This is a genomic window from Bradyrhizobium sp. 27S5 (assembly GCF_037217225.1).
In the GTDB taxonomy this organism is placed as follows: Bacteria; Pseudomonadota; Alphaproteobacteria; order Rhizobiales; family Xanthobacteraceae; genus Bradyrhizobium; species Bradyrhizobium septentrionale.
In genome coordinates this window covers 5,751,518-5,773,227 of sequence record NZ_CP147714.1, presented here as the reverse complement: position 1 = coordinate 5,773,227, position 21,710 = coordinate 5,751,518, and the positions used below count along the sequence as shown (strand labels likewise).

Sequence of the window (21,710 nt, the reverse complement as noted above, 5' to 3'; positions counted from 1 at the left end):
ATCTGCCTTACACCGCGACCAGCTGCTCGGCCGCGCCGCCTGCGCGCTTCGGCTTCTTCACCTTGGCCGGCGCGAACAAATTGCCCGCGGCGAGGCCCGCGGTGTCGGCGACAGCGGGATCACACGACACCATCGCGGCGACGATGGCGCCGTCGATCAATAGCGCGAGCTGGTGCGCGAGCACGGCCGGCTCGGCCGCGCCCATCTCGGCGGCGAGTTTTTCGATATGCGCCAGCACCACCTTCTTGTGCTTCAGCGCGATATTGCGGAACTGCTTCGCGTCCTTGTCGTGCTCGGCGACCGCGTTGATGAAGGGGCAGCCATAGAAGCGCTCCTCGGCGAACCAGACCTTCAGCGCAGGGAAGATCCGCGACAGCTTGGTCTGCGGATCGCCGCCGCCGGCCTCGATCGCGCCGATGAACCATTCGCGCCACTGCTTGCCTTCGCTCTCCAGCACCGCGTGCACGAGGTTGGTCTTCGAGCCGAACAATTTGTAGAGCGTGGTCTTGGCGGTGCCGGCCTCGTCGATGATCGCATCGATGCCGGTGGCGTTGATGCCGTTCTTGCAGAACAGATGCGTCGCCGCGTTGAGCAGGCGTCCGCGCGCGGATTCGTCATCGCCGGCGGCGAACGCGGCGGCAGGTTTTTTCTTTGCAAGCGATTTGGCCATGCGCGGCAGTAAATCGGAGCGCGGTGAAATCATCAAGCCGCATCTTCACGGGGGCGGTTATCTGCGCGGTCCTGCGCTGAAAATAATCGCGGCAGCGCGGCAGATGCACCGCGTTTGAGCAGCCGCACCCTGATCAATCCGCAGGCAGGCAGAGCTAAGCGCCTGCGCGATTTCACCTTTTGATTTGGTGGCGGACTGGCACGCTTCGTGCAGGAAACAGACCGTTCGGTATCCTGACCATTTCAATCGCTCCCAGGGAGAAAACTGATGACCGCTGTCGCTCAAAAAACCGCACTGACCGGCTGCCTCGCGCCGATCGACAGAGGCGGGCTCGAGCAGCTGATTGCCAACGGCAAGGCCAACCCGAAGGTGATCAAGACCTTGAAATGCAAGACGGTGGCCGAGGGCAAGTTCCGCCACGCCAACTACATCCGCAACCTCGCGCCCTACATCGTCGACGAGCCGCCGGGGCTGCTCGGTGACGACACTGCGCCGAATCCCTCCGAGGCTTCGCTCGCCGCGCTCGGCTCCTGCCTTGCGGTCGGCCTGCATGCCAACGCCGTGCATCGCGGCTGGATCGTCAACAAGCTCGAGCTCCAGCTCGAGGGCGATCTCAACATCACCGCGGTGTGGGGCACCGGCGACGTCAGCGAGAAGCCTGTCGGCTTCACCGACGTCCGCGTCAAGGTCGACATGGAATGCGAGGGCGTCGCGCAGGCCGAGATCGACGCGCTGGTGGCGCATGTGAAGAAGTGGTCGCCGGTCGCCAACACCTTCACCCGTCCCGTCAATCTCGAGGTCAGCGCGTAGCGCTCGACCGCCATTCCAGGTGCGGAGACCATCCATGGGTTCACTGGCTTTATCGCGGGTCGCAGCTCAAGATCCCGCACCGACCATTACGGACGAGGTCGCGCGCCTCGCCCGTCAGGAGCTGGCACCGCTTGCATCCGCGATCGATGCCGGCTCGGTCTATCCCGGCGAATTCCTGCGCCGGCTCGGCAAGGTCGGGGCGTGGAGCAGCCACGTGCCGCAGGAGGGCCCCGCCGATTTGCGCTGGGCGATCCAGTCGATGGCCGCGCTCGGCGAGGTCTGCGGCGCCACCGCCTTCATGGCCTGGTGCCAGAACACGCTGGTCTGGTACGTCGCCAATTCCACCAACATGAAGCTCGCCGCGCGCTTCGGCAATTGCTTCTCCAGCGGGCGCGCGCTCGGCGGCACCGGGCTCTCCAACCCGATGAAGAGCTTCTTCGGCATCGAGCGGCTGAAGCTGAAGGGCCGCAAGGTCGATGGCGGCCACATCGTGCGCGGCGCGCTGCCCTGGGTGTCGAATCTCGGCCCCGACCATTACTTCGGCACTATCTTCGAGCGCGAGGACGAGGGCGGCATCGCCAAGGGCGAGCCGGGCGGCACCGTGATGTTCCTCGCCGACTGCTCAGACCCCGCGATCACGCTGACGCCGTGCAAGCCGTTCCTGGCGATGGACGGCACCGGCACCTATGGCGTCCAGTTTCGCGATGTCTTCGTGCCTGACGATCTGATCCTGGCCGAGCCGGCCGCGCCGTTCGTCAAGAAGATCCGCGCCGGATTCATTCTGCTGCAGGCCGGCATGGGCCTCGGCCTGATGAAGGACTGCATCAACATCATGGACGAGGTCCATGCGCCGCTCGGTCACGTCAACCGCTATCTGCCGCAGCAGCCGGTGCAATTCCGCGAGCTCTATGCCGAGTTCGAGAAGGAGGCGATGACGCTGGCGCACGATCCCTACAATGCCGACGACAGCTACTGGCGCCGTGTCGTCGCGCTGCGCCTGCGGATCGGCGATGCCAGCGTCGCGGTCGCGCATGCCGCGATGCTCCATTGCGGCGCGCGCGGCTACCTGATGAGCCACCGCGCCCAGCGCAGGCTGCGCGAAGCCTATTTCGTCGCCATCGTCACGCCTGCCACCAAGCAGCTGCGCAAGATGCTGGCGGACGGGTGAGAGAGAGTTCGGGACCACCACAACTGCAACCACGCAACAGGAGAGGCTGCCATGACGGACGTTCTGATCACCGCCGGCGAACTTGCCGGGTTCATCACCAAAGAACCGTGTGTCATCATCGACACGCGGAATCCGGATGCCTTTGCGGCGGGACATCTGCCCGGTGCCGTCAATGTGCATGACATCTTCACGTTCCTTGCGACCTCGACGCCGGAAGGCATCCACGAGCTGAAGACCAAGTTCGCCGACGCGTTCGGCGCCGCCGGTCTCTCCGGCAAGGAGACCGCCGTGATCTACGAGCAGTCGATGAATTCCGGCTTCGGCCAGTCCTGCCGCGGCTATTATCTGCTGACCATGCTCGGCTATCCCAAGATCAAGGTGCTGCATGGCGGCTTCGATGCCTGGAAGGCGGCCGACCTGCCGGTTACGACCGACGTGACGGTGCCGGCGAAGGCCTCCTTCGCGATCGTGCCCGAGGCCGGCGACATCATGATCGACGCCAAGGCGATGCTGGCGGCGCTCGACAAGCCAGGGATCGCGATCCTCGATGTGCGCGACGTCGACGAGTGGATCGGCGACAGCTCCTCGCCCTACGGCAAGGATTTCTGCCCGCGCAAGGGCCGCATCCCCGGCGCCGTCTGGCTCGAATGGTACCGCATGATGAAGCCGACCGGCGAGGGCCCGCGCTTCAAGTCAAAGGACGAGATCCTCGCGGAATGCGCCACCGTCGGCATCTCGCAGACCACGCCGGTCTATCTCTACTGCTTCAAGGGTGCGCGCGCCTCGAACACGTTCCTGGCGTTGAAGAACGCCGGCGTGAAGGACGTGCGGATGTACTTCGGCTCCTGGAACGAGTGGTCGCGCGACCCGTCGCTGCCGATCGACGAAGGCTTGCCGACCGCTGCCGTCGTAACAGGCAAGGCGGCATAGAACCTGCATGTTTGTTGGCGTCCGGCGGCGCAAAACGCGGCCGGACGCCGATCAATGAACCGGATCGCGGCGCTCTCCGTGCTTCGGTGCGACAATGGGGCGCAGCATGTCCACGTCAGATGATGCCTTCGACGCCGACCGCGCGCTTGCGCGATCGCCCTGCGGCTGCGGGCTGCATCGCACCGCGGCCGAGCACGATCATGCGGCGCGCGCGCTGCGCTGCGAGCCGGTCGCAGATGTCAGCGATGAGAAGCGTTACGAAAGCATCGTCGCGTCGGCAGTGATGCGGGCGGTGTTTCCGCAGGATATCGCGCGCCGCGCCTTCCTGAAATCGGTCGGCGCCGCGACCGCGCTTGCCGCGCTGTCGCAATTCTTCCCGCTGAAGACGGTGACCGAAGCGTTCGCCGATGCCGGTCCACTGGAGAAGAAGGACCTCAAGGTCGGCTTTATCCCGATCACCTGCGCGACCCCGATCATCATGGCGGCGCCGCTCGGCTTCTATGCCAAGCAGGGTCTCAACGTCGAGGTGGTGAAGACCGCCGGCTGGGCCGTGATCCGCGACAAGACCATCAACAAGGAATACGCCGCCGCCCACATGCTGGCGCCGATGCCGATCGCGATCTCGCTGGGCCTGGGCGCCGATGCGATTCCGTTCACCGTGCCCGCGATCGAGAATATCAACGGGCAGGGCATCACCCTTGCCATGAAGCACAAGGACAGGCGCGATCCGAAGGACTGGAAGGGCATGAAGTTCGCCATTCCGTTCGACTACTCCATGCACAACTACCTGCTGCGCTACTATCTCGCCGAGCACGGGCTCGATCCGGATACCGACGTGCAACTCCGCTCGGTGCCGCCGCCGGAGATGGTTGCCAATCTGCGCGCCGACAACATCGATGGCTTCCTCGCGCCCGACAATATCTGCCAGCGCGCGATCTATGACGGCGTCGGATTCCTGCACATTCTCTCCAAGGAGATCTGGGACGGCCATCCCTGCTGCAGCTTTGCCGCCAGCCGCGAATTCATCACGACGGCGCCGAACTCCTTCGCGGCGCTGACCCGCGCGATCGTCGACGCCACCGGCTATGCGTCTAGGCCTGAGAACCGCAAGCAGATCGCGGAGGCGATCGCGCCGGCCAACTACATCAACGCGCCGGTGACGGTGCTGGAGCAGGTCCTGACCGGCACCTATGCCGACGGCCTCGGCGGCGTGAAGACCGATCCGAAGCGCGTCGACTTCGATCCGTTCCCCTGGCAGTCCTTTGCGGTGTGGATGCTGACGCAGATGAAGCGCTGGGGACAGATCAAGGGCGACGTCGACTATCACGCGGTCGCCGAGCAGGTCTATCTCGCCACCGACACCAAAAAGGTGATGGCCGAGATGGGGCTCGCGCCGCCCGCCACCTCGTACAAGTCGTTCTCGGTGATGGGCAAGACCTTCGATCCGGCCAAGCCCGACGATTATCTCGCGAGCTTCAAGATCAGGAAGTCGTCGTGAGGGGAATCTCTCCGTCGTCCCGGCCTAGTGCGCGGTTGCGGACGGGGTCGGGACCCATAACCACGACCGGCGGTGATTGGCGCGACGTCTCCCTGCGTGCCCGATTGCGCGAGCGCGGCGTATGGGTCCCGGCCTTCGCCGGGACGACGGATTGAGGGAGCGCGCATGACACTCTCCCTCCGCCTTCGCGCCGCCATCGTCTCCATCGCGCTGCTCGCTGCCTTTCTCGGCGCCTGGCATCTCGCGACCCGCAGCGCGGGGACGACGGCCAATATGAGTCCCGAGTATGCAAAACTGATGGGGCTGACCGCGACCCAGGGTAAGTCGGCGATGCCCGGGCCGCTCGATGTCGGGGCCAAGCTGTGGGAGCATCTGAAACGGCCGTTCTACGACAACGGGCCGAACGACAAGGGGCTCGGCATCCAGCTCGCCTATTCGATCGGACGGGTCGGGCTCGGCTATCTCATCGCGGTGATCGTCGCGATCCCGCTCGGCTTCATGATCGGCATGTCGCCTCTGATCAGCAAGGCGATCGACCCGTTCATCCAGATATTGAAACCGATCTCGCCGCTGGCCTGGATGCCGCTCGCGCTCTACACCATCAAGGACTCCTCGATCTCGGCGATTTTCGTCATTTTCATCTGCTCGGTGTGGCCGATGCTGTTGAACACGGCCTTCGGAGTGGCGAGCGTGCGCAAGGAGTGGATCAACGTGGCGCGGACGCTCGAGGTCGGCACCGTCAGGCGCGCCTTCACCGTGATCCTGCCGGCGGCGGCGCCGACGATCCTGACCGGCATGCGGATATCGATCGGGATCGCCTGGCTCGTGATCGTCGCCGCCGAGATGCTGGTCGGCGGCACCGGCATCGGCTATTTCGTCTGGAACGAGTGGAATAACCTGTCGATCACCAATGTGATCATCGCGATCCTCCTGATCGGCCTCGTCGGCATGCTGCTCGACCAGGTGCTGGCGCGCGTCACGCGCATGGTGACGTTTCCGGAGTGATGCAGTGCTGATGACGTCCACGAGCGCCGCCGCATGTTCACCTCGCCCCGCTTGCGGGGAGAGGTCGATCGCGAAGCGATCGGGTGAGGGGGACTCACCGCGAGTCCAGCTGTCTCCGTCCTCGCCGAGAGAGCCCCTCACCCCAACCCTCTCCCCGCGAAGAGCGGGGCGAGGGAGCGCAGCTCGTTCGCGGAGTTACTGCGGATGACCGACAAGTTCATCTCGATCGAAGGCATCGCCCGGCGCTATCCCGGCGCCGGCGGCGGCACCACCACGGTGTTCGAGAATTTTTGGCTGTCGATGACGCGCGGCGAGTTCGGCTGCGTGATCGGCCATTCCGGCTGCGGCAAGACCACGGTGCTGAATATCCTGGCCGGGCTCGACGAGCCGAGCGAGGGGACGGTGATTGTCGACGGGCAGGGCATCGAAGGCACCAGCCTCGACCGCGCCGTGATCTTCCAGAGCCATGCGCTGCTGCCGTGGCGCACGGTGCTGGGCAACGTCGCCTACGCCGTGAGCTCGAAATGGCGCAAATGGGACCGCGCCCGGGTCAGGGCCCATGCGCAGAAGTTCATCGATCTGGTCGGGCTGACCGGCTCTGAGCACAAGCATCCGTCGGAACTGTCCGGCGGCATGAAGCAGCGCGTCGGCATCGCGCGGGCGCTGTCGATCACGCCGAAGATCATGCTGATGGACGAGCCGTTCTCGGCGCTGGACGCGCTGACCCGCGGCACGCTGCAGGACGAGGTGCGGCGCATCTGCCTGGAGACCGGGCAGACCACCTTCATGATCACCCATGACGTGGATGAGGCGATCTTTCTCGCCGACAAGATCTTCCTGATGACCAACGGACCCGGCGCGGTGCTGGCCGAGATCGTCGAGAACCCGCTGCCGAAGGAGCGCGGCCGCATCGATTTGCACCGCCACCCCTATTATTATGCGCTCCGCAACCATATCGTCGATTTCCTGGTCAGCCGCAGCAAGAGCTTTGCGGCTGACGTGACCGGCCACGATCCGCGCGACGTGCCGACGGTGCGGCCGGGCTTGCCGGAATTGGCGCTTGCCGGAGCCGAACCAAATCCACAGGCGTCATGGCCGGGCTTGTCCCGGCCATCCACGTCTGCCTGAGCCAACCAAAGACGTGGATGCCCGGGACAAGCCCGGGCATGACAAACAAGGGAGACCCTGCCATGAAACGCGAAGACCTCACCGAAAAGCTGCTCGACATCAAGCGCGAGAAGGGCTGGAGCTGGAAGCACATCTGCGAGAAGATCGGCGGCTATTCCGAAGTCCTGATCGTCGGCGCGATCCTCGGCCAGATGAAATTGACAAAACCGCAGGCGGCCAATGCCGGCGAATTGTTCGGACTGTCGAAGGCCGAGACCGCGATGCTCAACGAGGTGCCGATGCGCGGCACCGGCACGCCGATGCCGCCGACCGATCCCCTGATCTACCGCTTCTACGAGATGGTGATGGTCAACGGCCCGGCCTGGAAGGCGCTGATCGAGGAGGAGTTCGGCGACGGCATCATGTCGGCGATCGACTTCGACATGGCGATGGAACGCGTCGCCAATCCGAAGGGCGACCGCGTCAAGATCACGATGTCGGGCAAGTTCCTGCCGTACAAATATTACGGGGCGAGCGGCAACGTGCCGGAATACGGTTTCAAGGAGGAGTGAGAGAGCGAATGGCGAATAGTGAGTAGCGAATGGAATTCACTATTCGCCACTCGCCACTCGCCACTCCCTATTCGCCTTTCGCGGCAGCGAACGCTTCGCGCACCTCCTTCACCGGCGCCATGTCGCGCACGAAGGTGAAGGCGCCGTGATCCTTCATCTCGCGAGCGCAGCGCAGGAACGCGGCGAGTGCGTGACGCTGCATCGCGCCGCCGACGCTGATGCGCTTGACGCCGGCGGCGGAGAGTTGCGCGACCGTCAGGGTCGGGTCGGCAAAGCCCATCACCAGGTTGAACGGCTTGTTCACCGACGACACCACGGTCTTGATGGTGGCGAGGTCGTACAGGCCCGGCGAATACAAGACGTCGGCGCCGGCAGCCTCGAAGGCCTGCAGCCGCTTGATCGTGTCGTCGAGGTCCTTGCGTCCCCAGAGAAAATTCTCCGCCCGCGCCGTCAGCGTGAACGGGAAGGGCAGGGCGCGCGCGGCCTCGACCGCGGCCTGCACCCGCTCGACCGCGAGCGAGAAATCGTAGATCGGATGCTCGGGATTGCCGGTTGAGTCCTCGATCGAGCCACCGACTGCGCCGGCTTCCGCGGCGAACCGGATTGCCTCGGCCGCCAGCTTCGGCATGTCAGCGCCGCAATTCTCGAGGTCGGCGTTGACCGGCAGGTCGGTGGCATCAGTGATCGCGCGGCAATTCTCGATGATGGCGTCGAGGCCGACGGTCGATTGTCCCAGCGTGTTGGCGAGGCCGAGGCTGGTGGTCGCGAGCGCCTCGAAACCCATCGCCGCGAGCAGCTTTGCCGATCCGGCGTCCCATGGATTGGGAATGATGAAGGCCCCGCTCCGCTGATGCAGCTCGCGAAACCGTGCTGCCTTGTCTGCCTGGCTGCGCATGTGAGCTCCTGTCCTTGCAAATGCCGCTGGCCGTAGCGATAGGGCGGTTTCGCCCATCAGACAAATTTGTTATTTCTTTCGATATCATCAGCTTTTTGCATGAGGTCGGCGATGGACAGCGAGGCGCTCAACACGTTCCTGGTGGTGCATCGGCGCGGCGGGATCTCCAATGCCGCGAAGGCGCTGCATCGCTCGCAGCCGGCGATCTCCCGGCGCATCGCGCTGCTCGAGCAGGAGCTCGGCGTGCCGCTGTTCGAGCGGATCGCCGGCAAGACCCGGCTCAGCGATGCCGGGCGGGTGATGCTGCCCTATGCCGAGCGCGCGGTGGCCGCGGCGCAGGACGCCGAGAATGTGGTGCGGGCGTTGTTGCGCGACAATTCCGGACCGGTTGCGCTGGCGGTGACGGGCACGCTGGCCGGCGAGCGGCTGTCGAAGGTGCTGAAGCGCTTTGCCCGCCAGCATCCGGACGTCGCGCTGACGCTGCGCACCGCAACCAGCGCCGAGGTCAGCGATCTGATCCGGCGCGGCGAGGCGACGATCGGGCTGCGCTACGACCGCGACCGTTCACGCGATCTCGATTGCGAGGTGCTGTTTGCCGAGCCGCTCCAGGTGGTCTGCGCGCCGGACCATCCGCTGGCCGGACGCAGGATCGGCAAGCTCGCGGACCTCAGGGATGAGCGCTGGATCGCCTTTCCCGAGGTGCCGGGACGCCGCGAGATCACTGCCTCGCACGTGTTCGCCCTGTTCCTGACCAGCGGGCTCGGCGAGGTCGACTGGACGCCGGTCGACAGCCTCACGGCCCAGAAGCGGCTGGTCGAGGCCGGGCTCGGGATCGCGTTGTTGTCGCAGAGCAATGCGGCGGAGGAATTGCGCGCCGGAACGATCGCGACGATCCGCGTCGGCAATCTCACGGCAAGTCACGAGGTCGTCGCGGTGACGCGGCATGGCGGCTTCCTCAGCGCCGCGTCACGCCGTCTCCTCGACATCATCCGCGCCGACTTCACCAAGGCGAGGTCCACAAACGGATCGCGCCGGAACGGTGTCCGGCGCGGGTAACCAGCCAGGTTGGCGTTCAGCGTTGCCGGGGATTACGTTCCCGCCTTTACCTGGGCCGCCGCCACGGCCAGTAGTTCGTCCATCTTGGCGCGGACGTCGCGCTCGGTGACGGCCTGGCCCTTGGCGGTGAGGTCCTTCAGAACCTTGTGCAGCACGTCATTGTCGCCGGCTTCCTCGAAGTCGGCGGCCACCACCTCCTTGGCATAGGCACTGGCGGCGTCACCTGAGATGCCGAGCTTCTCGGCGGCCCACAGGCCGAGCAGCTTGTTTCGGCGGGCTTCGGCCTTGAACTTCTGTTCCTCGTCGAGGGCGAACTTCTTCTCGAAACCTTCCTCGCGCTTGTTGAATTCGTTCATGGCTGAAGTTCCAGTTCCCTTTGCTGAATGAAGGGCCGCCGCGCGTTGCGGCAGCCCCAATGCCTGCCTAGATAGGGGGGAGGAATCGGCAAGACAACGAGCCGTTAAGCCGCAGGCAAAACACGCGGAATCGGCCCTTTATGATAGGGCGGTATAAGTGCCCCCAAAGGGGCGGTATCGATTGTGCTGGATGACCCAATCAGATAGGTTGCGAACAGGCATGGTTCTTGTTCTGTTTCCAGTTGGATTGCCCAGGTTCCAGGCCTCCGCGGCAGCTCCGTCGTGGGTCGTAACCCCTGATCATCCGGAGCACCCAAATCCATGGATTTCAACAAAACACGGTACATCCCAATGAGCCGTCGACGCCGCATTTATGAAGGCAAGGCCAAGGTCCTGTATGAAGGCCCGGAGCCGGGAACCCTGATCCAGCACTTCAAGGATGACGCGACCGCGTTCAATGCCAAGAAACACCAGGTGATCGAGGGCAAGGGCGTCCTCAACAACCGGATTTCGGAGTACCTGTTTCAGCACCTCAACGACATCGGGGTGCCGACCCACTTCATCCGCCGTCTCAACATGCGCGAGCAGCTGATTCGCGAGGTCGAGATCGTGCCGCTCGAGGTGGTGGTGCGGAACGTCGCCGCCGGCTCGCTGTCGCAGCGGCTCGGGATCGAGGAGGGCACCCAGCTGCCGCGCTCGATCATCGAGTTTTATTACAAGAACGACCAGCTCAACGACCCCATGGTGTCGGAAGAGCACATCACCGCCTTCGGCTGGGCCACGCCGCAGGAGATCGACGACATCATGGCGCTGGCCATCCGCGTCAACGACTTCCTGACCGGCCTCTTCCTCGGCATCGGCATCCGCCTCGTCGACTTCAAGATGGAGTGCGGGCGGCTGTTCGAGAACGAGATGATGCGGATCATCGTCGCCGACGAGATCTCGCCGGACTCCTGCCGTCTCTGGGACATCAAGTCGAACGAGAAGCTCGACAAGGATCGCTTCCGCCGGGACCTGGGTGGCTTGCTCGAAGCCTATACCGAGGTGGCAAAACGCCTCGGCATCCTGATCGAGAACGAGCGGCCGGCCGGCAGCGGCCCGGTGCTGGTGAAGAGCTAGACTTAAGGGGCGACCGTGAAGGCACGTGTGACTGTGACATTGAAGTCGGGCATCCTCGATCCGCAGGGCAAGGCGATCGAGGGCGCGCTGAAATCGCTCGGCGTCGACGGCGTCGCCAGCGTCCGCCAGGGCAAGGTGTTCGACATCGAGCTCGCCGCGACCGACAAGGCCAAGGCGGAGGCGGCGCTGAAAGCCGCCGCCGACAAGCTCTTGGCGAATACCGTGATCGAGAACTACCGGGTCGAGGTTCTCAGCTAACCGAGCGAGCCAAATGACATCAGCCGCTCCCGCCTTTTCCGGCAGCAATTGCGCGTTGGTCCGACCGTTCCTGCTTGCCCTGCTGACGGCTGCCGGCATCGGCGCTGCGTCGGCCCAACCGAAGCCGGCGCCTGCCGCCACCGCGACACAACCGCCGCTGGTTGCGGTGAGCGGATGGCGCTACGAGCGCAGTGGTCCTGACAGGCACATCTTCCACTGCGAGCAAGCGAGCTGTGGTGCGGGGTCGAAGGTCAGCTATCGGCTTTATGCTGCCGACAATCCGATGACCCTGGAGCAGTTCCGTGACAGCCAGGACCAGATCATCAAGGCGCTGCAGCAACGAACGCCGGGACAGCGCATCACGATTCTCGGTGTCGATGGCGACAAGGGCACTGCGGTGCCGCGGATGTTTCGGGCACGGCGCCTGACGGTGACGCCCAACGGTGCCAGCGAGTACCAAGTCAATGGCTTGCTGTTCGGTGCGCGCGCCTCTGCCAGCCTGATCAGTTCGGCGCGCGACGAGAAGGCCAGCAATGACAACTACGCAAAATTCATGGTTGCACTAGCGTCGAAAATCCGGTGATCCGATGAAATCAGCCGTCCTCGTCTTCCCTGGCATCAACCGCGAGCGCGACATGGCGCGTGCGCTGAAACTCGCCTCCGGCAATGAGACCGCGATGGTCTGGCACGCCGAGACCGCGCTGCCCAAAGGCACCGACCTCGTGGTGGTGCCCGGCGGCTTCTCCTATGGCGACTATCTGCGCTGCGGCGCCATCGCGGCGCGTGCGCCCGTGATGGACGCGGTGCGCGACTTCGCCGCCAAGGGCGGGCTCGTGCTCGGCGTCTGCAACGGCTTCCAGATCCTCTGCGAGTCCGGGCTGCTGCCGGGCGTGCTGATGCGCAATGCCGGGCTGAAATTCGTCTGCCGCGACGTGCATATGAAGGTCGAACGCTCCGACACGCCGTTCACCCGCGGCTACAATGCCGGCCAGGTGATCCGCGTGCCGGTGGCGCATGGCGAGGGCAATTACGAGGCCGACGAGGAGACGTTGAAGCGGCTCGAAGGCGACGGGCGGGTGCTCTACCGCTACTGCTCTGCCGATGGCGTGGTCGACGAGGCCTCGAACTTCAACGGCGCCGCGCATTCGATCGCCGGCATCGTCAACGAGCGCGGCAACGTGCTCGGCATGATGCCGCATCCGGAAAACCACGTCGAAGAGATCATGGGCTGCACCGACGGCCGCGGCCTGTTCGCAGGCCTGGTCCAGCAGTTCGAAAAGGCGGCGTAACGACAATGCTGCGCCGGTGGTGCGTTGCCGCGGCTGCGGCGCTTGTGCTTGCGACGGCGGCACACGCCCAGGACTTCCCGAAGCGCCCGATCACGATGATCGTGCCGTTCGCGGCAGGCGGCACGTCCGACGTGATCGCCCGCGCGGTGGCCGACCAGATGGGCGCAGCGCTCGGCCAGACCATCATCATCGAGAATGTCGGCGGCGCCGGCGGTTCGACCGCGCTGACGCGCGCGGCGCGCGCCGAGCCGGACGGCTACACGATCGCGATCGGCAATGCCGGCACCAATGCTGCGACCTACACGATCTATCCGAAGCTGCCGTTCACGCCCGACTCCTTCGCGCCGATCGCCGTGGTCGCCAAGACCTTCGGCATCGTCGCGCTGCGCAAGGATTTTCCGGCCAGGGACCTCAAGGAATTCATCGACTACGCCAAGAAGAACCCGGGCAAGATCAATCTCGGCCATGCCGGCGTCGGCTCCTCGAATTATCTGATCTGCAAGAGCTTCGTGCATGCCGCCGGCGTCGACGTCCAACTGGTAGGCTATCGCGGCGCGGCGCCGGCGCTGACGGATGCGATCGGCGGCCAGATCGACGGCGTCTGCGATGCCGCGGCCTCGGTGTCGCAGGCGATCGACGACAAGCTCGTGAAAGCGGTCGTGGTTGGCTCGACGGTGCGGCTCGCCTCGCTGCCGGAGCTGCCGACCTCGACCGAGGCCGGCCTGCCCGAGTTCGAGGCGCAGGGCTGGAACGGCCTGTTCGCGCCGAAGGGGACCCCGCCTGAGATCATCGGCAAGTTGAACGCTGCCGCGCGCACCGCGGTCGCGAGCGAGGCGGTGAAGAAGCGGTTTGTCGATTTGTCGACGGTCGCGCCCGACGCCAACGAGCTCGCGCCCGAGGTGCTGCAGCAACTCGTGACCCGCGACGTCGCGAAATACCGGGCACTGCTCGCGGACGACAAGAAGTAGCGGCTTGGCGCGGTGCTTTCGGAGCGCTGTGCCCATGAACCTGCCCGGTTCCGTCCGAGACCAATGCAGGGGTAGCGGCTTCCGCTTCACGATCTCTTCACGCTAAGTCGGCCGGCGCAACAACCGAGGATTGTCGCAGAGTGAAGGGCACGTTATGACGGAGGCGATTTGGATGAACTGTCCGCTTCGCGGGGATCCGCAATGCCTGTTGCATTGGTCATATTGCTGCTCGACATCTCGCTGATCTATCACGCCGCGCGCACCGGGCGCCTGCAACCCTGGGCCTTCATCATCCTGATGGTGCCGCTGATCGGCGCGCTCGCCTATATCGTCGTCGAGCTGATCCCGGAATGGTGGGGCGGACCGGGCGCCGCGCAGGCGCGCAAGCGCGTCGCCAACCGGCTCGATCCGGAGAAGCGCTATCGCGAACTGTCGGACCGGCTCGCGACATCCGATACGATCGCCAACCGCGCGGCGCTGGCCGCGGAGTGCCAGAATGTCGGGCGCTTCGAGGAGGCCGAGAGCCACTACGACCGCGTCCTGGGCCTGCCACAGGGCGACGATCCCGCCTACGCGCTGGCCAAGGCGCAGGCCCAGTTCGCCCGCAAGCAGCCGGCCGAAGCACTGGCGACGCTCGACGCCCTGCGCGAGCGCTGGCCGGATTTCGAGTCCGCCGAGGGGCATCTGCTCTATGCCCGCTCGCTCGCCGAAATCGGCCGGCTCGATGAGGCGCTGGAAGAATATCAGGCGGTCACGCAGTATTTTCAGGGCGCGGAGGCGCGGGTCCGCTACGGCCTGTTGCTGCAGCTGGTCGGCCGCACCGGCGAGGCGCGCATGGTGTTCAACGAGTTGTTGATCCAGATGCGGCGCGCGCCGAAATACCTGCGCGACGCCCAGGCCGAGTGGCTCTCGATCGCCGAGAAGCAGCTGTCGGCCTGAAGCGCGGTTACAGCCTTCGCAGCCAGCGCTTGATGGCCTCAGCGGGCACCGTCATCGCGGCGACGCCGGCCATGACCAGCACGAGGCCGAGCGCTAGGTTCGACGGCACCGATTCGCCGAGCAGCAGCACCGACAGCGCGACGCCGATCGGAATCCGCAGATATCCCTGCGCATTGGTGGTGAGCGTGCCAAGGCGGGTGAGGCACATGTAGAACAGCATCAACCCGAACGCGCTGGAGAAGATGCCCATGGTGACGGTTGCGACCAGCGCCTGCGGCGTCGGGTGCAGCGTCCAGGGATGATCGACGATCAGGGCGACCGGCAGCAGCACGGTGCCGCCGAACAACAGCGAGCCGGCCGCGACCACAATCGGATCGTAATCCGACAGCCGCAGTCCGAAGATCGTGGCGCAGGCGAACGACACGGTCGCAAGCAGGATCGCGATCTCGGCAAAGATCTCCTTGCCGAAGCCCGAGCGCGCGTCGAGGCCGATGATCGCGACCGTGCCGGCGAGGCCGAGGATCGCGCCGACCAGCTTGAGCAGCGAGGCCGGCTCGTGCCGCGTGATCGCCCAGGTGATCAGGAAGGCGAAGATCGGCGTCGTCGAGGCCAGCACCACGGTGTTGGAAGCCGGCACATGGAGCTGCGCCCAGGTGATCACCAGGAACGGGATCGTCGAGTTGATGGTCTGCTGGAACGCGAACAGCTTCCACGCCTTGAGGTCGGTCGGGATACGGATGCCGCGAATCCGCAGCACCACGAGCAGGAAGGCTGCGGCGACCAGCGAGCGCGCCGAGATGAAGGTGACCGGCGGGATCGAGCCGAGCCCGATCTTGGTCAGCGGATAGGTCGAGCTCCAGCAGCAGGCCAGCGCCACGAGCAACGCATAGTCGCGCCAGCCGCGTGCGCCCGGCGCAGACGTCGACGGAGTGGGTGTGATCGCGGGAGCCGTCACGCCGCCCGTCTTCGCTGTGCTCTTCGGCACCTTGATTGGCTCCCTTCGCGCCTTGGCGGGCGAGGACACTGATACTTCGGGACCGGTACTGGAGCCAGAGGCTTGCGGACGCAGCCAATGCGTCAACCGGCAGCCGCCGCCTTGCGCTTCACCCGCTTGATGGTGCCGGAGAAGGTGAACAGCGGCCGCTCGGCCGACGTCAGCATGCCGCGCACGAAGATCAGCGACATGCCGGCGCGGGTGACTTCGCCGGTGCATTCGATCAGGTCGCCCTCGCGGGCCGCGTCGAGGAACTCCGAGGCGAACGACACCGTGACGCCGGGGCCCTGGAGCACCGAGCCGGCCAGCGCGAACAGGCAGTAATCGGCAAAGGTCATGAAGCAGCCGCCATGGACATTGCCGGAGCCGTTGAGGTGCCTCTTGGCGACCCGGAACGCGCAGCTGATGCGGCCGTTCTCGTCCATGCGGTGGTAAAAGGGGCCGGTATGGGTCTCGAAATTGTCCCGGGTCCAGGTCCGCCAGCCGGCGAATTCGCCCTCGGTTTCGACGTGGAGGTCGGGGCGGCGGTTGAATGCGGTCTTGGCGAGCTCGTTCACGAAATATGGCCTTCAATTATCGGGTTCGGGTCCTTAAATCCGATCCATCCCCATTGTGCAAATCCCGCACCCCGCGGGGCGCAGCGTTTTCGCGCGAAGTGGGCACCGGTTTGCGCGTAGAAAACGCCTCAAAACAGAAATCCAGAGCCCCGTCGCGCGGGGCTCTGATCGCCGCAAAGCTCTGGACAGGCCGAAAATGCCCCGTAAAAGGCCTTTTCGCCCCCGTTCGATCTACCTATTAAGGGTCCCATGAACGCGCCCAAGAACGAGCCCCAGATCACCCCCGAACTCGTCGCCGCCCACGGGCTGAAGCCGGACGAGTACGAGCGCATCCTCAAGCTGATCGGACGGGTTCCGACCTTCACCGAGCTCGGCATCTTCTCGGCGATGTGGAACGAGCATTGCTCATACAAGTCGTCCCGGATCCATCTGCGCGGTCTGCCGACCAAGGCGCCCTGGGTGATCCAGGGCCCCGGCGAGAATGCCGGCGTGATCGATATCGGCGACGGCCAGGCCGTGGTCTTCAAGATGGAGAGCCACAACCACCCGAGCTACATCGAGCCCTATCAGGGCGCGACCACCGGCGTCGGCGGCATCCTGCGCGACGTCTTCACCATGGGCGCGCGCCCGATCGCCTGCCTGAACGCGCTGAGCTTCGGCGCGCCCGAGCACCCCAAGACTCGGCATCTGGTGTCGGGCGTGGTGGCGGGCGTCGGCGGCTACGGCAATTCGTTCGGCGTGCCGACGGTCGGCGGCCAGGTGCGCTTCCACACCCGCTATGACGGCAACATCCTGGTCAACGCGATGGCGGTGGGCCTCGCCGATGCCGACAGGATCTTCTATGCGGCGGCCTCCGGCGTGAACATGCCGATCGTCTATCTCGGCTCCAAGACCGGCCGCGACGGCATCCACGGTGCCTCGATGGCCTCGGCCGAGTTCGACGACGCCTCCGAGGAGAAGCGGCCGACCGTGCAGGTCGGCGATCCCTTCGCCGAAAAGCTGCTGCTCGAAGCCTGCCTCGAGATCATGGAAAAGGGTTGCGTGATCGCGATCCAGGATATGGGCGCGGCGGGCCTGACCTGCTCGGCGGTCGAGATGGGCGCCAAGGGCGATCTCGGCGTCGACCTCGACCTCGACGCGGTGCCGACCCGCGAGACCGGCATGAGCGCCTACGAGATGATGCTCTCGGAGAGCCAGGAGCGCATGCTCATGGTGCTCAAGCCTGAGAAGGAGCAAGAGGCCGAGGCGATCTTCCGCAAATGGGGGCTCGATTTCGCCATCGTCGGCTACACCACGCCGAGCAAGCGCTTCGTCGTCAAGCATGGCGGCGACGTGATGGCCGATCTGCCGATCAAGGAGCTCGGCGACGAGGCGCCGGTCTATGACCGTCCGCACGTCGCCTCGACTGCGCTGCCGGTGATCCGCGGCCAGGACGTCAAGCCGCCGCTCGGAATCGCCGAGGCGCTGGAAAAGCTGATCGGCACGCCCGAACTGTGCTCGAAGCGCTGGGTGTGGGAGCAGTACGACCACGTCATCCTCGGCAATACCATGCAGCGTCCCGGCGGCGATGCCGCCGTGGTCCGCGTCGAGGACGGGCCGAAGGGCCTCGCGCTCACCGTCGACGTCACGCCGCGCTATTGCGAGGCTGATCCGTTCGAGGGCGGCAAGCAGGCGGTCGCCGAAGCCTGGCGCAACATCACCGCGGTCGGCGGCCGGCCGCTCGCGATCACCGACAATCTCAATTTCGGCAACCCCGAGCGCCCCGAGATCATGGGCCAGTTCGTCGGCTGCCTGAAGGGCATTTCGGAAGCCTGCCGCGCGCTGGACTTCCCGGTCGTCTCCGGCAACGTCTCGCTCTACAACGAGACCAACGGCCGCGGCATCCTGCCGACGCCTTCGATCGGCGGTGTCGGTCTGCTCGACGACTTCACCAAGTCGGCGACCCTGGCGTTCAAGGCGGCGGGCGAGGCGATCCTCCTGGTCGGCGATACGCAAGGCTGGCTCGGCCAGTCGGTCTATTTGCGCGATGTCTGCGGCCGCGAGGAGGGTGCTCCGCCGCCGGTCGATCTCGCCACCGAGAAGCGCAACGGCGACGTGGTGCGCGGCATGATCCACGCCGGCACCGCGACCGCGGTGCATGACGTCTCCGACGGCGGCCTCCTGATCGCGCTCGCCGAGATGGCGATCGCAAGCGGCATTGGCGCGCAGCTCCTCGCCGCGCCGTCATCGATTGTCCCGCATGCCTACTGGTTCGGCGAGGATCAGGCCCGCTACATCGTCACCGTACCGGCGGCCGACGCAGGCCTCGTGCTGGCGAAGATGAAGGGGGCCGGCGTGCCCTGCGCGCGCATCGGCACCACGGGTGGCGATGCCATTGCCGTCGCCGGCGAGCCGCAGGTCTCGGTCGAGAACCTGTCGCGCGCGTTCGAGCACTGGCTGCCGAACTACATGCACAGCACGGCCGCCTGATCCGGGCGGACCAGGCGCTGCAACGTCAAGCGAAGAAGACCTCAATAGCGCGATGAAGCCATCATCGCGCTATTTTTCGTTCAAGCACGATCGCTCCGGATCACGCTCTAGCTCACTTTTTAAGCATGATCTTTTCGGAAAACCGCTTCGCACTTTTCCGGATCATGCTTTAGGTCGCGCCGCGGATCGAGCGCCAGGCAAAGATGATCACGCAGGCGCCGATGAATCCGGCAACGAGATAGCCGATCCATCCTCCGCCGAGCGACACGCCGAGCAGACCCAACAGCCAGTTCGCGAGCGCGGCGCCGACGATGCCGAGGATGATGTTCATGACGATGCCGGTTCCGGTCTTCATGAACATCTCGGCGAGCCAGCCGGCCAATCCGCCGACGATGATGGCGGCGATCCATCCAACTTGAGGGTCGTTCATCCCTGGGACTCCCTGAGGTCAATCAGTCCGGCGAGCATAAACGAGAATCGCCCGGCGGCATGTGACCAAAGGCAGGTTGCGCGCAAATTCCGGTTCACAACCGGCCCTGCTGCAACGCACCTGTCCGCGGCTGCCTTGATGCGCGCCGGCCGCGCACCGACGAGGGAGGCCATGATGCGATCACGCATCATGGCCGAAGCTACAGCACGTAATTGGCGCCCGGCAGCTTGCGCAGCGCTGCGGTGGCGGCCCAGCTCAGCGCCACGGTGGCGAAGAACGCGATCGCAGCCTTGGCGATCGCCGGCAGGTCGAAATCAAACAGCCAGTATTGCAGCCACAGCACGATCGGATAGTGCACCAGGAACATGCCGTAGGCATCCCCCTGCATGCGGTCGAGCAGCGTCGGCCCGCCGTCTCTCGATTGCAGGAAGTAGGCCAGGATCGCGAACAGGATCGAGGCGCTGAACAGCACGTAGAAGCTGCCGTAGATCGCAAGATACCAGCCCGGCAGCGGATCGGGGTTACCGATGATTTCGCGCTTGATGTAGATCATGACCCACATCATGCAGTAGGGAATCAGCGTGATGCCCGTCCAGAACCAGCGCCGCTCGGTGAGCCGTCCGTGCGCGCCGAGCACGCCGTTCTCGAAGTTGGCCGCCCCGATCCCCGCGCCAATGAAGAAATAGGACGCATACAGCAGCACGCGGCTCGCCTGCACCGAAAACGGTCCGAGTTCGAACCAGTAGTTCTGGCCGTAATGGACCAGCATGGGCAGGTAGGCGGCGGCACTGACGACGACGAGGAACAGCCAGAACTTCGACGGACGTTCGAATCCCATGATCGAGAGACGGTTGATGGGATCGAGCAGGTGCGGCGACACCCGGTACAGCAGGCTCGCGGTCAGGTCGAAGGTCATCAAGACGTAGACGAACCAGATCGGGCCGCTCGGCCACGGCCCGAACGTCATGGTCTTCCGCCAGAATTCGGAGAAGGTCACCTCCGGCGTCGCGCGTAGCGCGATCGCGTAATAGGCGATCGGAATCACGGTGACCGCGCAGATCACGAACGGCAGGCCGAGCCGCAGCAGCCGGTCGCGCAGGAAGATCAGCCACGGCTTGCGGCCGAGCCCCGGCCAGACGAACAGCCCCGACAGCAAGAAGAACATCGCCATGAAGAAGCTGTCGGTGGCGAGCACCACGCAGTCGAAGCCGATCCAGGATGTCGGGTCGGTGTGCCCGAAATGGGTGTAGGGGATCACCGCGTGATGCAGCAGCACGACCAGCGTCAGGAAGGTGCGCGCACGGTCCAACGCGACGTTACGCTTGTGGAGCTTCGGTGCTGCCTGGATGTCGACGGCCGGAGCCGCGTGAGCAATCGATTTCATGGTGCCCCCAGCCGGGTCTGCACCCTGATGTTGCAGCCGGGAACCCGATTCAGCAAGGCCCAATTGTCTTGCTTCCCTGGTGTCGAGGTCGGTCATTTCAGCTGTTTCGTTTTTGGAACTGTGGTCGGTAGCGGGCGTTACCGGGAAAACTGGCGGCCGCGCGGACGCGCGGTAATGAGGAGCAAGCAATGACACTTCTGAAATGGGCGCTGATCTTTCTTGTTGTATCGATCATCGCGGGCTTGCTGGGCTTCACCGGCATTTCCGCCGCGTCCGCCGATATCGCCCGCTTCCTGTTCTACGTGTTCGTCGTGATCTTCCTGGTACTCCTGGTCCTCGGGCTCACGATCTTCAGAGCCTAACGGAGATCCGGCCGAACACTGTCGTCGTCATGCCCGGGCATTTACGTTTTTCAGGCTTGGATGACGCGAGGCGCTTGCGGCAGACGGCCTTAGGCCACTTCCTCGATCTTCACCTTGTCCGGATAGAACGCCAGATGGCCGGCAATCTCGGTCATGGCCGGAAACGGCTCCTCATAGGTCCAGATCGCGTTGTCCAGCGTCTTGCCATTGGCCTTGATGCTGAAATAGCTCGCGTCGCCCTTATAGGGGCAATGCGTGGTCCGCTCGGTGCGGGTCAACAGCTCCATGTTGGCGTCCTGCCGGGGGACATATTGCACGGCAGGATAGCTTGCTTCCTTCAGGGTCAGCGCATGGGTCGTCTCGGCGATCACGACGCCGTCGGCGGTGACGCGGACGCGCTTGGCATTGGGCGTGATCGTGATCGGATGGTCGGGGCCGGGGAGCTTCATGATTCTGCGCCTCTTCTGGTCATTTCGGCGTGATGGCTTGTGACCGATTGATGCAGGTTTAATTCGCTGGGAATGGGAATATAGTGTGCCCGGGATGACCTAGAAGACCCCAAGCGCCAGGTTTTATCCTAGGTTTTACCTTGGCCGAGCCGGCCTGATTCGAACGACCTGACGGAGGTGGACTGGGATGCCGATGGACGCCCGTGATATCGAATCGATGATCAAGGCAGCGATCCCCGATGCCGAGGTGACGATCCGCGATCTGGCCGGCGACGGCGACCACTATGCGGCCACTGTCATATCCGAGTCATTCCGCGGCAAGTCCCGTGTCCAGCAGCACCAGATCGTCTACCAGTCGCTGAAGGGCCAGATGGGCGGCGTGCTGCACGCGTTGGCCCTGCAAACCGGCGTGCCGGAAGGCTAGT

25 protein-coding genes are annotated in these 21,710 nt (G+C 64.9%); 17 read left to right on the top strand and 8 right to left on the bottom strand.

The features are described 5' to 3' along the window. Nucleotides 1–7: 7 nt before the first annotated feature. Nucleotides 8–670, bottom strand: a complete 663-nt coding sequence (locus WDM24_RS27270; protein WP_338690735.1) for a TetR/AcrR family transcriptional regulator — start codon at nucleotides 668–670, stop codon at nucleotides 8–10. A 267-nt stretch (nucleotides 671–937) separates the two neighbouring features. Here WDM24_RS27270 and WDM24_RS27265 point away from each other — a divergent pair, with 267 nt between their 5' ends. The 7 genes from WDM24_RS27265 (at nucleotide 938) to cynS (ending at nucleotide 7,760) form a co-directional block, all read left to right on the top strand. After that, complete coding sequence (locus tag WDM24_RS27265; RefSeq protein WP_338827913.1) at nucleotides 938–1,480, top strand: OsmC family protein; 543 nt, start codon at nucleotides 938–940, stop codon at nucleotides 1,478–1,480. 34 nt (nucleotides 1,481–1,514) lie between these two features. Next, on the top strand, nucleotides 1,515–2,648 hold the full coding sequence (locus tag WDM24_RS27260; RefSeq protein WP_338827911.1) for an acyl-CoA dehydrogenase family protein: 1,134 nt from the start codon (nucleotides 1,515–1,517) through the stop codon (nucleotides 2,646–2,648). A 51-nt stretch (nucleotides 2,649–2,699) separates the two neighbouring features. Continuing rightward, the gene (locus WDM24_RS27255; protein ID WP_166298149.1) at nucleotides 2,700–3,578 is read left to right on the top strand and encodes a sulfurtransferase; all 879 of its coding nucleotides are present in this window, start codon (nucleotides 2,700–2,702) and stop codon (nucleotides 3,576–3,578) included. 106 nt (nucleotides 3,579–3,684) lie between these two features. After that, nucleotides 3,685–5,076 (top strand): CmpA/NrtA family ABC transporter substrate-binding protein, encoded by a 1,392-nt coding sequence (locus WDM24_RS27250; protein WP_338827909.1) that lies wholly within the window; start codon nucleotides 3,685–3,687, stop codon nucleotides 5,074–5,076. 165 nt (nucleotides 5,077–5,241) lie between these two features. Continuing rightward, nucleotides 5,242–6,081 (top strand): nitrate ABC transporter permease, encoded by an 840-nt coding sequence (gene ntrB, locus WDM24_RS27245; protein ID WP_338690726.1) that lies wholly within the window; start codon nucleotides 5,242–5,244, stop codon nucleotides 6,079–6,081. Between the two features lie 204 nt (nucleotides 6,082–6,285). Continuing rightward, complete coding sequence (locus tag WDM24_RS27240; RefSeq protein WP_338827908.1) at nucleotides 6,286–7,209, top strand: ABC transporter ATP-binding protein; 924 nt, start codon at nucleotides 6,286–6,288, stop codon at nucleotides 7,207–7,209. A 62-nt stretch (nucleotides 7,210–7,271) separates the two neighbouring features. Then, nucleotides 7,272–7,760: a cyanase gene (gene cynS, locus WDM24_RS27235; RefSeq protein WP_106951845.1), complete on the top strand. Its 489-nt coding sequence runs from the start codon at nucleotides 7,272–7,274 to the stop codon at nucleotides 7,758–7,760. Between the two features lie 67 nt (nucleotides 7,761–7,827). Here cynS and WDM24_RS27230 read toward each other — a convergent pair whose 3' ends face one another. Then, nucleotides 7,828–8,655: an isocitrate lyase/phosphoenolpyruvate mutase family protein gene (locus WDM24_RS27230; RefSeq protein ID WP_338827907.1), complete on the bottom strand. Its 828-nt coding sequence runs from the start codon at nucleotides 8,653–8,655 to the stop codon at nucleotides 7,828–7,830. A gap of 111 nt (nucleotides 8,656–8,766) precedes the next feature. Between WDM24_RS27230 and WDM24_RS27225 the strand changes: the two genes are divergently transcribed. Further along, nucleotides 8,767–9,711, top strand: coding sequence for a LysR family transcriptional regulator (locus WDM24_RS27225; protein WP_338827906.1), 945 nt, complete (start codon nucleotides 8,767–8,769; stop codon nucleotides 9,709–9,711). Between the two features lie 32 nt (nucleotides 9,712–9,743). Here the strand turns inward: WDM24_RS27225 and WDM24_RS27220 are convergent, their stop codons facing one another. After that, the gene (locus WDM24_RS27220) at nucleotides 9,744–10,067 is read right to left on the bottom strand and encodes a DUF1476 domain-containing protein (protein ID WP_029083849.1); all 324 of its coding nucleotides are present in this window, start codon (nucleotides 10,065–10,067) and stop codon (nucleotides 9,744–9,746) included. 351 nt (nucleotides 10,068–10,418) lie between these two features. Here WDM24_RS27220 and purC point away from each other — a divergent pair, with 351 nt between their 5' ends. The 6 genes from purC (at nucleotide 10,419) to WDM24_RS27190 (ending at nucleotide 14,640) form a co-directional block, all read left to right on the top strand. Beyond that, entirely contained in the window at nucleotides 10,419–11,186 is a 768-nt protein-coding gene (purC, locus tag WDM24_RS27215) for a phosphoribosylaminoimidazolesuccinocarboxamide synthase (RefSeq protein WP_016843454.1), read from the top strand. A 15-nt stretch (nucleotides 11,187–11,201) separates the two neighbouring features. Further along, nucleotides 11,202–11,444 carry a phosphoribosylformylglycinamidine synthase subunit PurS gene (purS, locus tag WDM24_RS27210; RefSeq protein ID WP_029083848.1) on the top strand — a complete coding sequence of 81 codons (243 nt, stop codon included), beginning with the start codon at nucleotides 11,202–11,204 and terminating at the stop codon, nucleotides 11,442–11,444. Nucleotides 11,445–11,457: 13 nt separating this feature from the next. Further along, nucleotides 11,458–12,027, top strand: coding sequence for a hypothetical protein (locus tag WDM24_RS27205; protein ID WP_338827904.1), 570 nt, complete (start codon nucleotides 11,458–11,460; stop codon nucleotides 12,025–12,027). Between the two features lie 4 nt (nucleotides 12,028–12,031). Continuing rightward, a complete protein-coding gene (purQ, locus tag WDM24_RS27200) occupies nucleotides 12,032–12,733 on the top strand; it encodes a phosphoribosylformylglycinamidine synthase subunit PurQ (RefSeq protein WP_166206990.1) in 702 nt (233 codons plus the stop codon). 5 nt (nucleotides 12,734–12,738) lie between these two features. Continuing rightward, entirely contained in the window at nucleotides 12,739–13,701 is a 963-nt protein-coding gene (locus WDM24_RS27195; protein ID WP_338827902.1) for a tripartite tricarboxylate transporter substrate binding protein BugD, read from the top strand. A 201-nt stretch (nucleotides 13,702–13,902) separates the two neighbouring features. Continuing rightward, on the top strand, nucleotides 13,903–14,640 hold the full coding sequence (locus WDM24_RS27190; RefSeq protein ID WP_338827900.1) for a tetratricopeptide repeat protein: 738 nt from the start codon (nucleotides 13,903–13,905) through the stop codon (nucleotides 14,638–14,640). A gap of 7 nt (nucleotides 14,641–14,647) precedes the next feature. Here the strand turns inward: WDM24_RS27190 and WDM24_RS27185 are convergent, their stop codons facing one another. Together WDM24_RS27185 and WDM24_RS27180 are read right to left on the bottom strand one after the other, a co-directional pair. Continuing rightward, nucleotides 14,648–15,625: a DMT family transporter gene (locus WDM24_RS27185; RefSeq protein WP_338827898.1), complete on the bottom strand. Its 978-nt coding sequence runs from the start codon at nucleotides 15,623–15,625 to the stop codon at nucleotides 14,648–14,650. Between the two features lie 92 nt (nucleotides 15,626–15,717). Then, complete coding sequence (locus WDM24_RS27180) at nucleotides 15,718–16,191, bottom strand: PaaI family thioesterase (RefSeq protein WP_166298141.1); 474 nt, start codon at nucleotides 16,189–16,191, stop codon at nucleotides 15,718–15,720. A 249-nt stretch (nucleotides 16,192–16,440) separates the two neighbouring features. Between WDM24_RS27180 and purL the strand changes: the two genes are divergently transcribed. After that, entirely contained in the window at nucleotides 16,441–18,660 is a 2,220-nt protein-coding gene (gene purL / locus WDM24_RS27175; protein ID WP_338827896.1) for a phosphoribosylformylglycinamidine synthase subunit PurL, read from the top strand. A 169-nt stretch (nucleotides 18,661–18,829) separates the two neighbouring features. Here the strand turns inward: purL and WDM24_RS27170 are convergent, their stop codons facing one another. After that, complete coding sequence (locus WDM24_RS27170; protein WP_338827894.1) at nucleotides 18,830–19,090, bottom strand: GlsB/YeaQ/YmgE family stress response membrane protein; 261 nt, start codon at nucleotides 19,088–19,090, stop codon at nucleotides 18,830–18,832. Nucleotides 19,091–19,289: 199 nt separating this feature from the next. Continuing rightward, nucleotides 19,290–20,474, bottom strand: coding sequence for an acyltransferase family protein (locus WDM24_RS27165; RefSeq protein ID WP_166298138.1), 1,185 nt, complete (start codon nucleotides 20,472–20,474; stop codon nucleotides 19,290–19,292). Between the two features lie 188 nt (nucleotides 20,475–20,662). On the opposite strand from WDM24_RS27165, the gene WDM24_RS27160 reads away from it, so the two are divergent. Beyond that, complete coding sequence (locus WDM24_RS27160) at nucleotides 20,663–20,836, top strand: DUF1328 domain-containing protein (protein WP_166298137.1); 174 nt, start codon at nucleotides 20,663–20,665, stop codon at nucleotides 20,834–20,836. Nucleotides 20,837–20,925: 89 nt separating this feature from the next. On the opposite strand, the gene WDM24_RS27155 is transcribed toward WDM24_RS27160, so the two are convergent. After that, entirely contained in the window at nucleotides 20,926–21,285 is a 360-nt protein-coding gene (locus WDM24_RS27155; protein WP_016843469.1) for a DUF427 domain-containing protein, read from the bottom strand. 187 nt (nucleotides 21,286–21,472) lie between these two features. Between WDM24_RS27155 and WDM24_RS27150 the strand changes: the two genes are divergently transcribed. Continuing rightward, the gene (locus WDM24_RS27150; RefSeq protein WP_016843470.1) at nucleotides 21,473–21,709 is read left to right on the top strand and encodes a BolA family protein; all 237 of its coding nucleotides are present in this window, start codon (nucleotides 21,473–21,475) and stop codon (nucleotides 21,707–21,709) included. Nucleotide 21,710: the final 1 nt, after the last annotated feature.

Coding starts and splice junctions, on each gene's coding strand:
- WDM24_RS27270 (WP_338690735.1), bottom strand. CDS start 670: ATGGCCAAATCGCTTGCAAAGAAAAAACCTGCCGCCGCGTTCGCCGCC.
- WDM24_RS27265 (WP_338827913.1), top strand. CDS start 938: ATGACCGCTGTCGCTCAAAAAACCGCACTGACCGGCTGCCTCGCGCCG.
- WDM24_RS27260 (WP_338827911.1), top strand. CDS start 1,515: ATGGGTTCACTGGCTTTATCGCGGGTCGCAGCTCAAGATCCCGCACCG.
- WDM24_RS27255 (WP_166298149.1), top strand. CDS start 2,700: ATGACGGACGTTCTGATCACCGCCGGCGAACTTGCCGGGTTCATCACC.
- WDM24_RS27250 (WP_338827909.1), top strand. CDS start 3,685: ATGTCCACGTCAGATGATGCCTTCGACGCCGACCGCGCGCTTGCGCGA.
- ntrB (WP_338690726.1), top strand. CDS start 5,242: ATGACACTCTCCCTCCGCCTTCGCGCCGCCATCGTCTCCATCGCGCTG.
- WDM24_RS27240 (WP_338827908.1), top strand. CDS start 6,286: ATGACCGACAAGTTCATCTCGATCGAAGGCATCGCCCGGCGCTATCCC.
- cynS (WP_106951845.1), top strand. CDS start 7,272: ATGAAACGCGAAGACCTCACCGAAAAGCTGCTCGACATCAAGCGCGAG.
- WDM24_RS27230 (WP_338827907.1), bottom strand. CDS start 8,655: ATGCGCAGCCAGGCAGACAAGGCAGCACGGTTTCGCGAGCTGCATCAG.
- WDM24_RS27225 (WP_338827906.1), top strand. CDS start 8,767: ATGGACAGCGAGGCGCTCAACACGTTCCTGGTGGTGCATCGGCGCGGC.
- WDM24_RS27220 (WP_029083849.1), bottom strand. CDS start 10,067: ATGAACGAATTCAACAAGCGCGAGGAAGGTTTCGAGAAGAAGTTCGCC.
- purC (WP_016843454.1), top strand. CDS start 10,419: ATGAGCCGTCGACGCCGCATTTATGAAGGCAAGGCCAAGGTCCTGTAT.
- WDM24_RS27205 (WP_338827904.1), top strand. CDS start 11,458: ATGACATCAGCCGCTCCCGCCTTTTCCGGCAGCAATTGCGCGTTGGTC.
- purQ (WP_166206990.1), top strand. CDS start 12,032: ATGAAATCAGCCGTCCTCGTCTTCCCTGGCATCAACCGCGAGCGCGAC.
- WDM24_RS27195 (WP_338827902.1), top strand. CDS start 12,739: ATGCTGCGCCGGTGGTGCGTTGCCGCGGCTGCGGCGCTTGTGCTTGCG.
- WDM24_RS27190 (WP_338827900.1), top strand. CDS start 13,903: ATGCCTGTTGCATTGGTCATATTGCTGCTCGACATCTCGCTGATCTAT.
- purL (WP_338827896.1), top strand. CDS start 16,441: ATGAACGCGCCCAAGAACGAGCCCCAGATCACCCCCGAACTCGTCGCC.
- WDM24_RS27170 (WP_338827894.1), bottom strand. CDS start 19,090: ATGAACGACCCTCAAGTTGGATGGATCGCCGCCATCATCGTCGGCGGA.
- WDM24_RS27165 (WP_166298138.1), bottom strand. CDS start 20,474: ATGAAATCGATTGCTCACGCGGCTCCGGCCGTCGACATCCAGGCAGCA.
- WDM24_RS27160 (WP_166298137.1), top strand. CDS start 20,663: ATGACACTTCTGAAATGGGCGCTGATCTTTCTTGTTGTATCGATCATC.
- WDM24_RS27155 (WP_016843469.1), bottom strand. CDS start 21,285: ATGAAGCTCCCCGGCCCCGACCATCCGATCACGATCACGCCCAATGCC.
- WDM24_RS27150 (WP_016843470.1), top strand. CDS start 21,473: ATGCCGATGGACGCCCGTGATATCGAATCGATGATCAAGGCAGCGATC.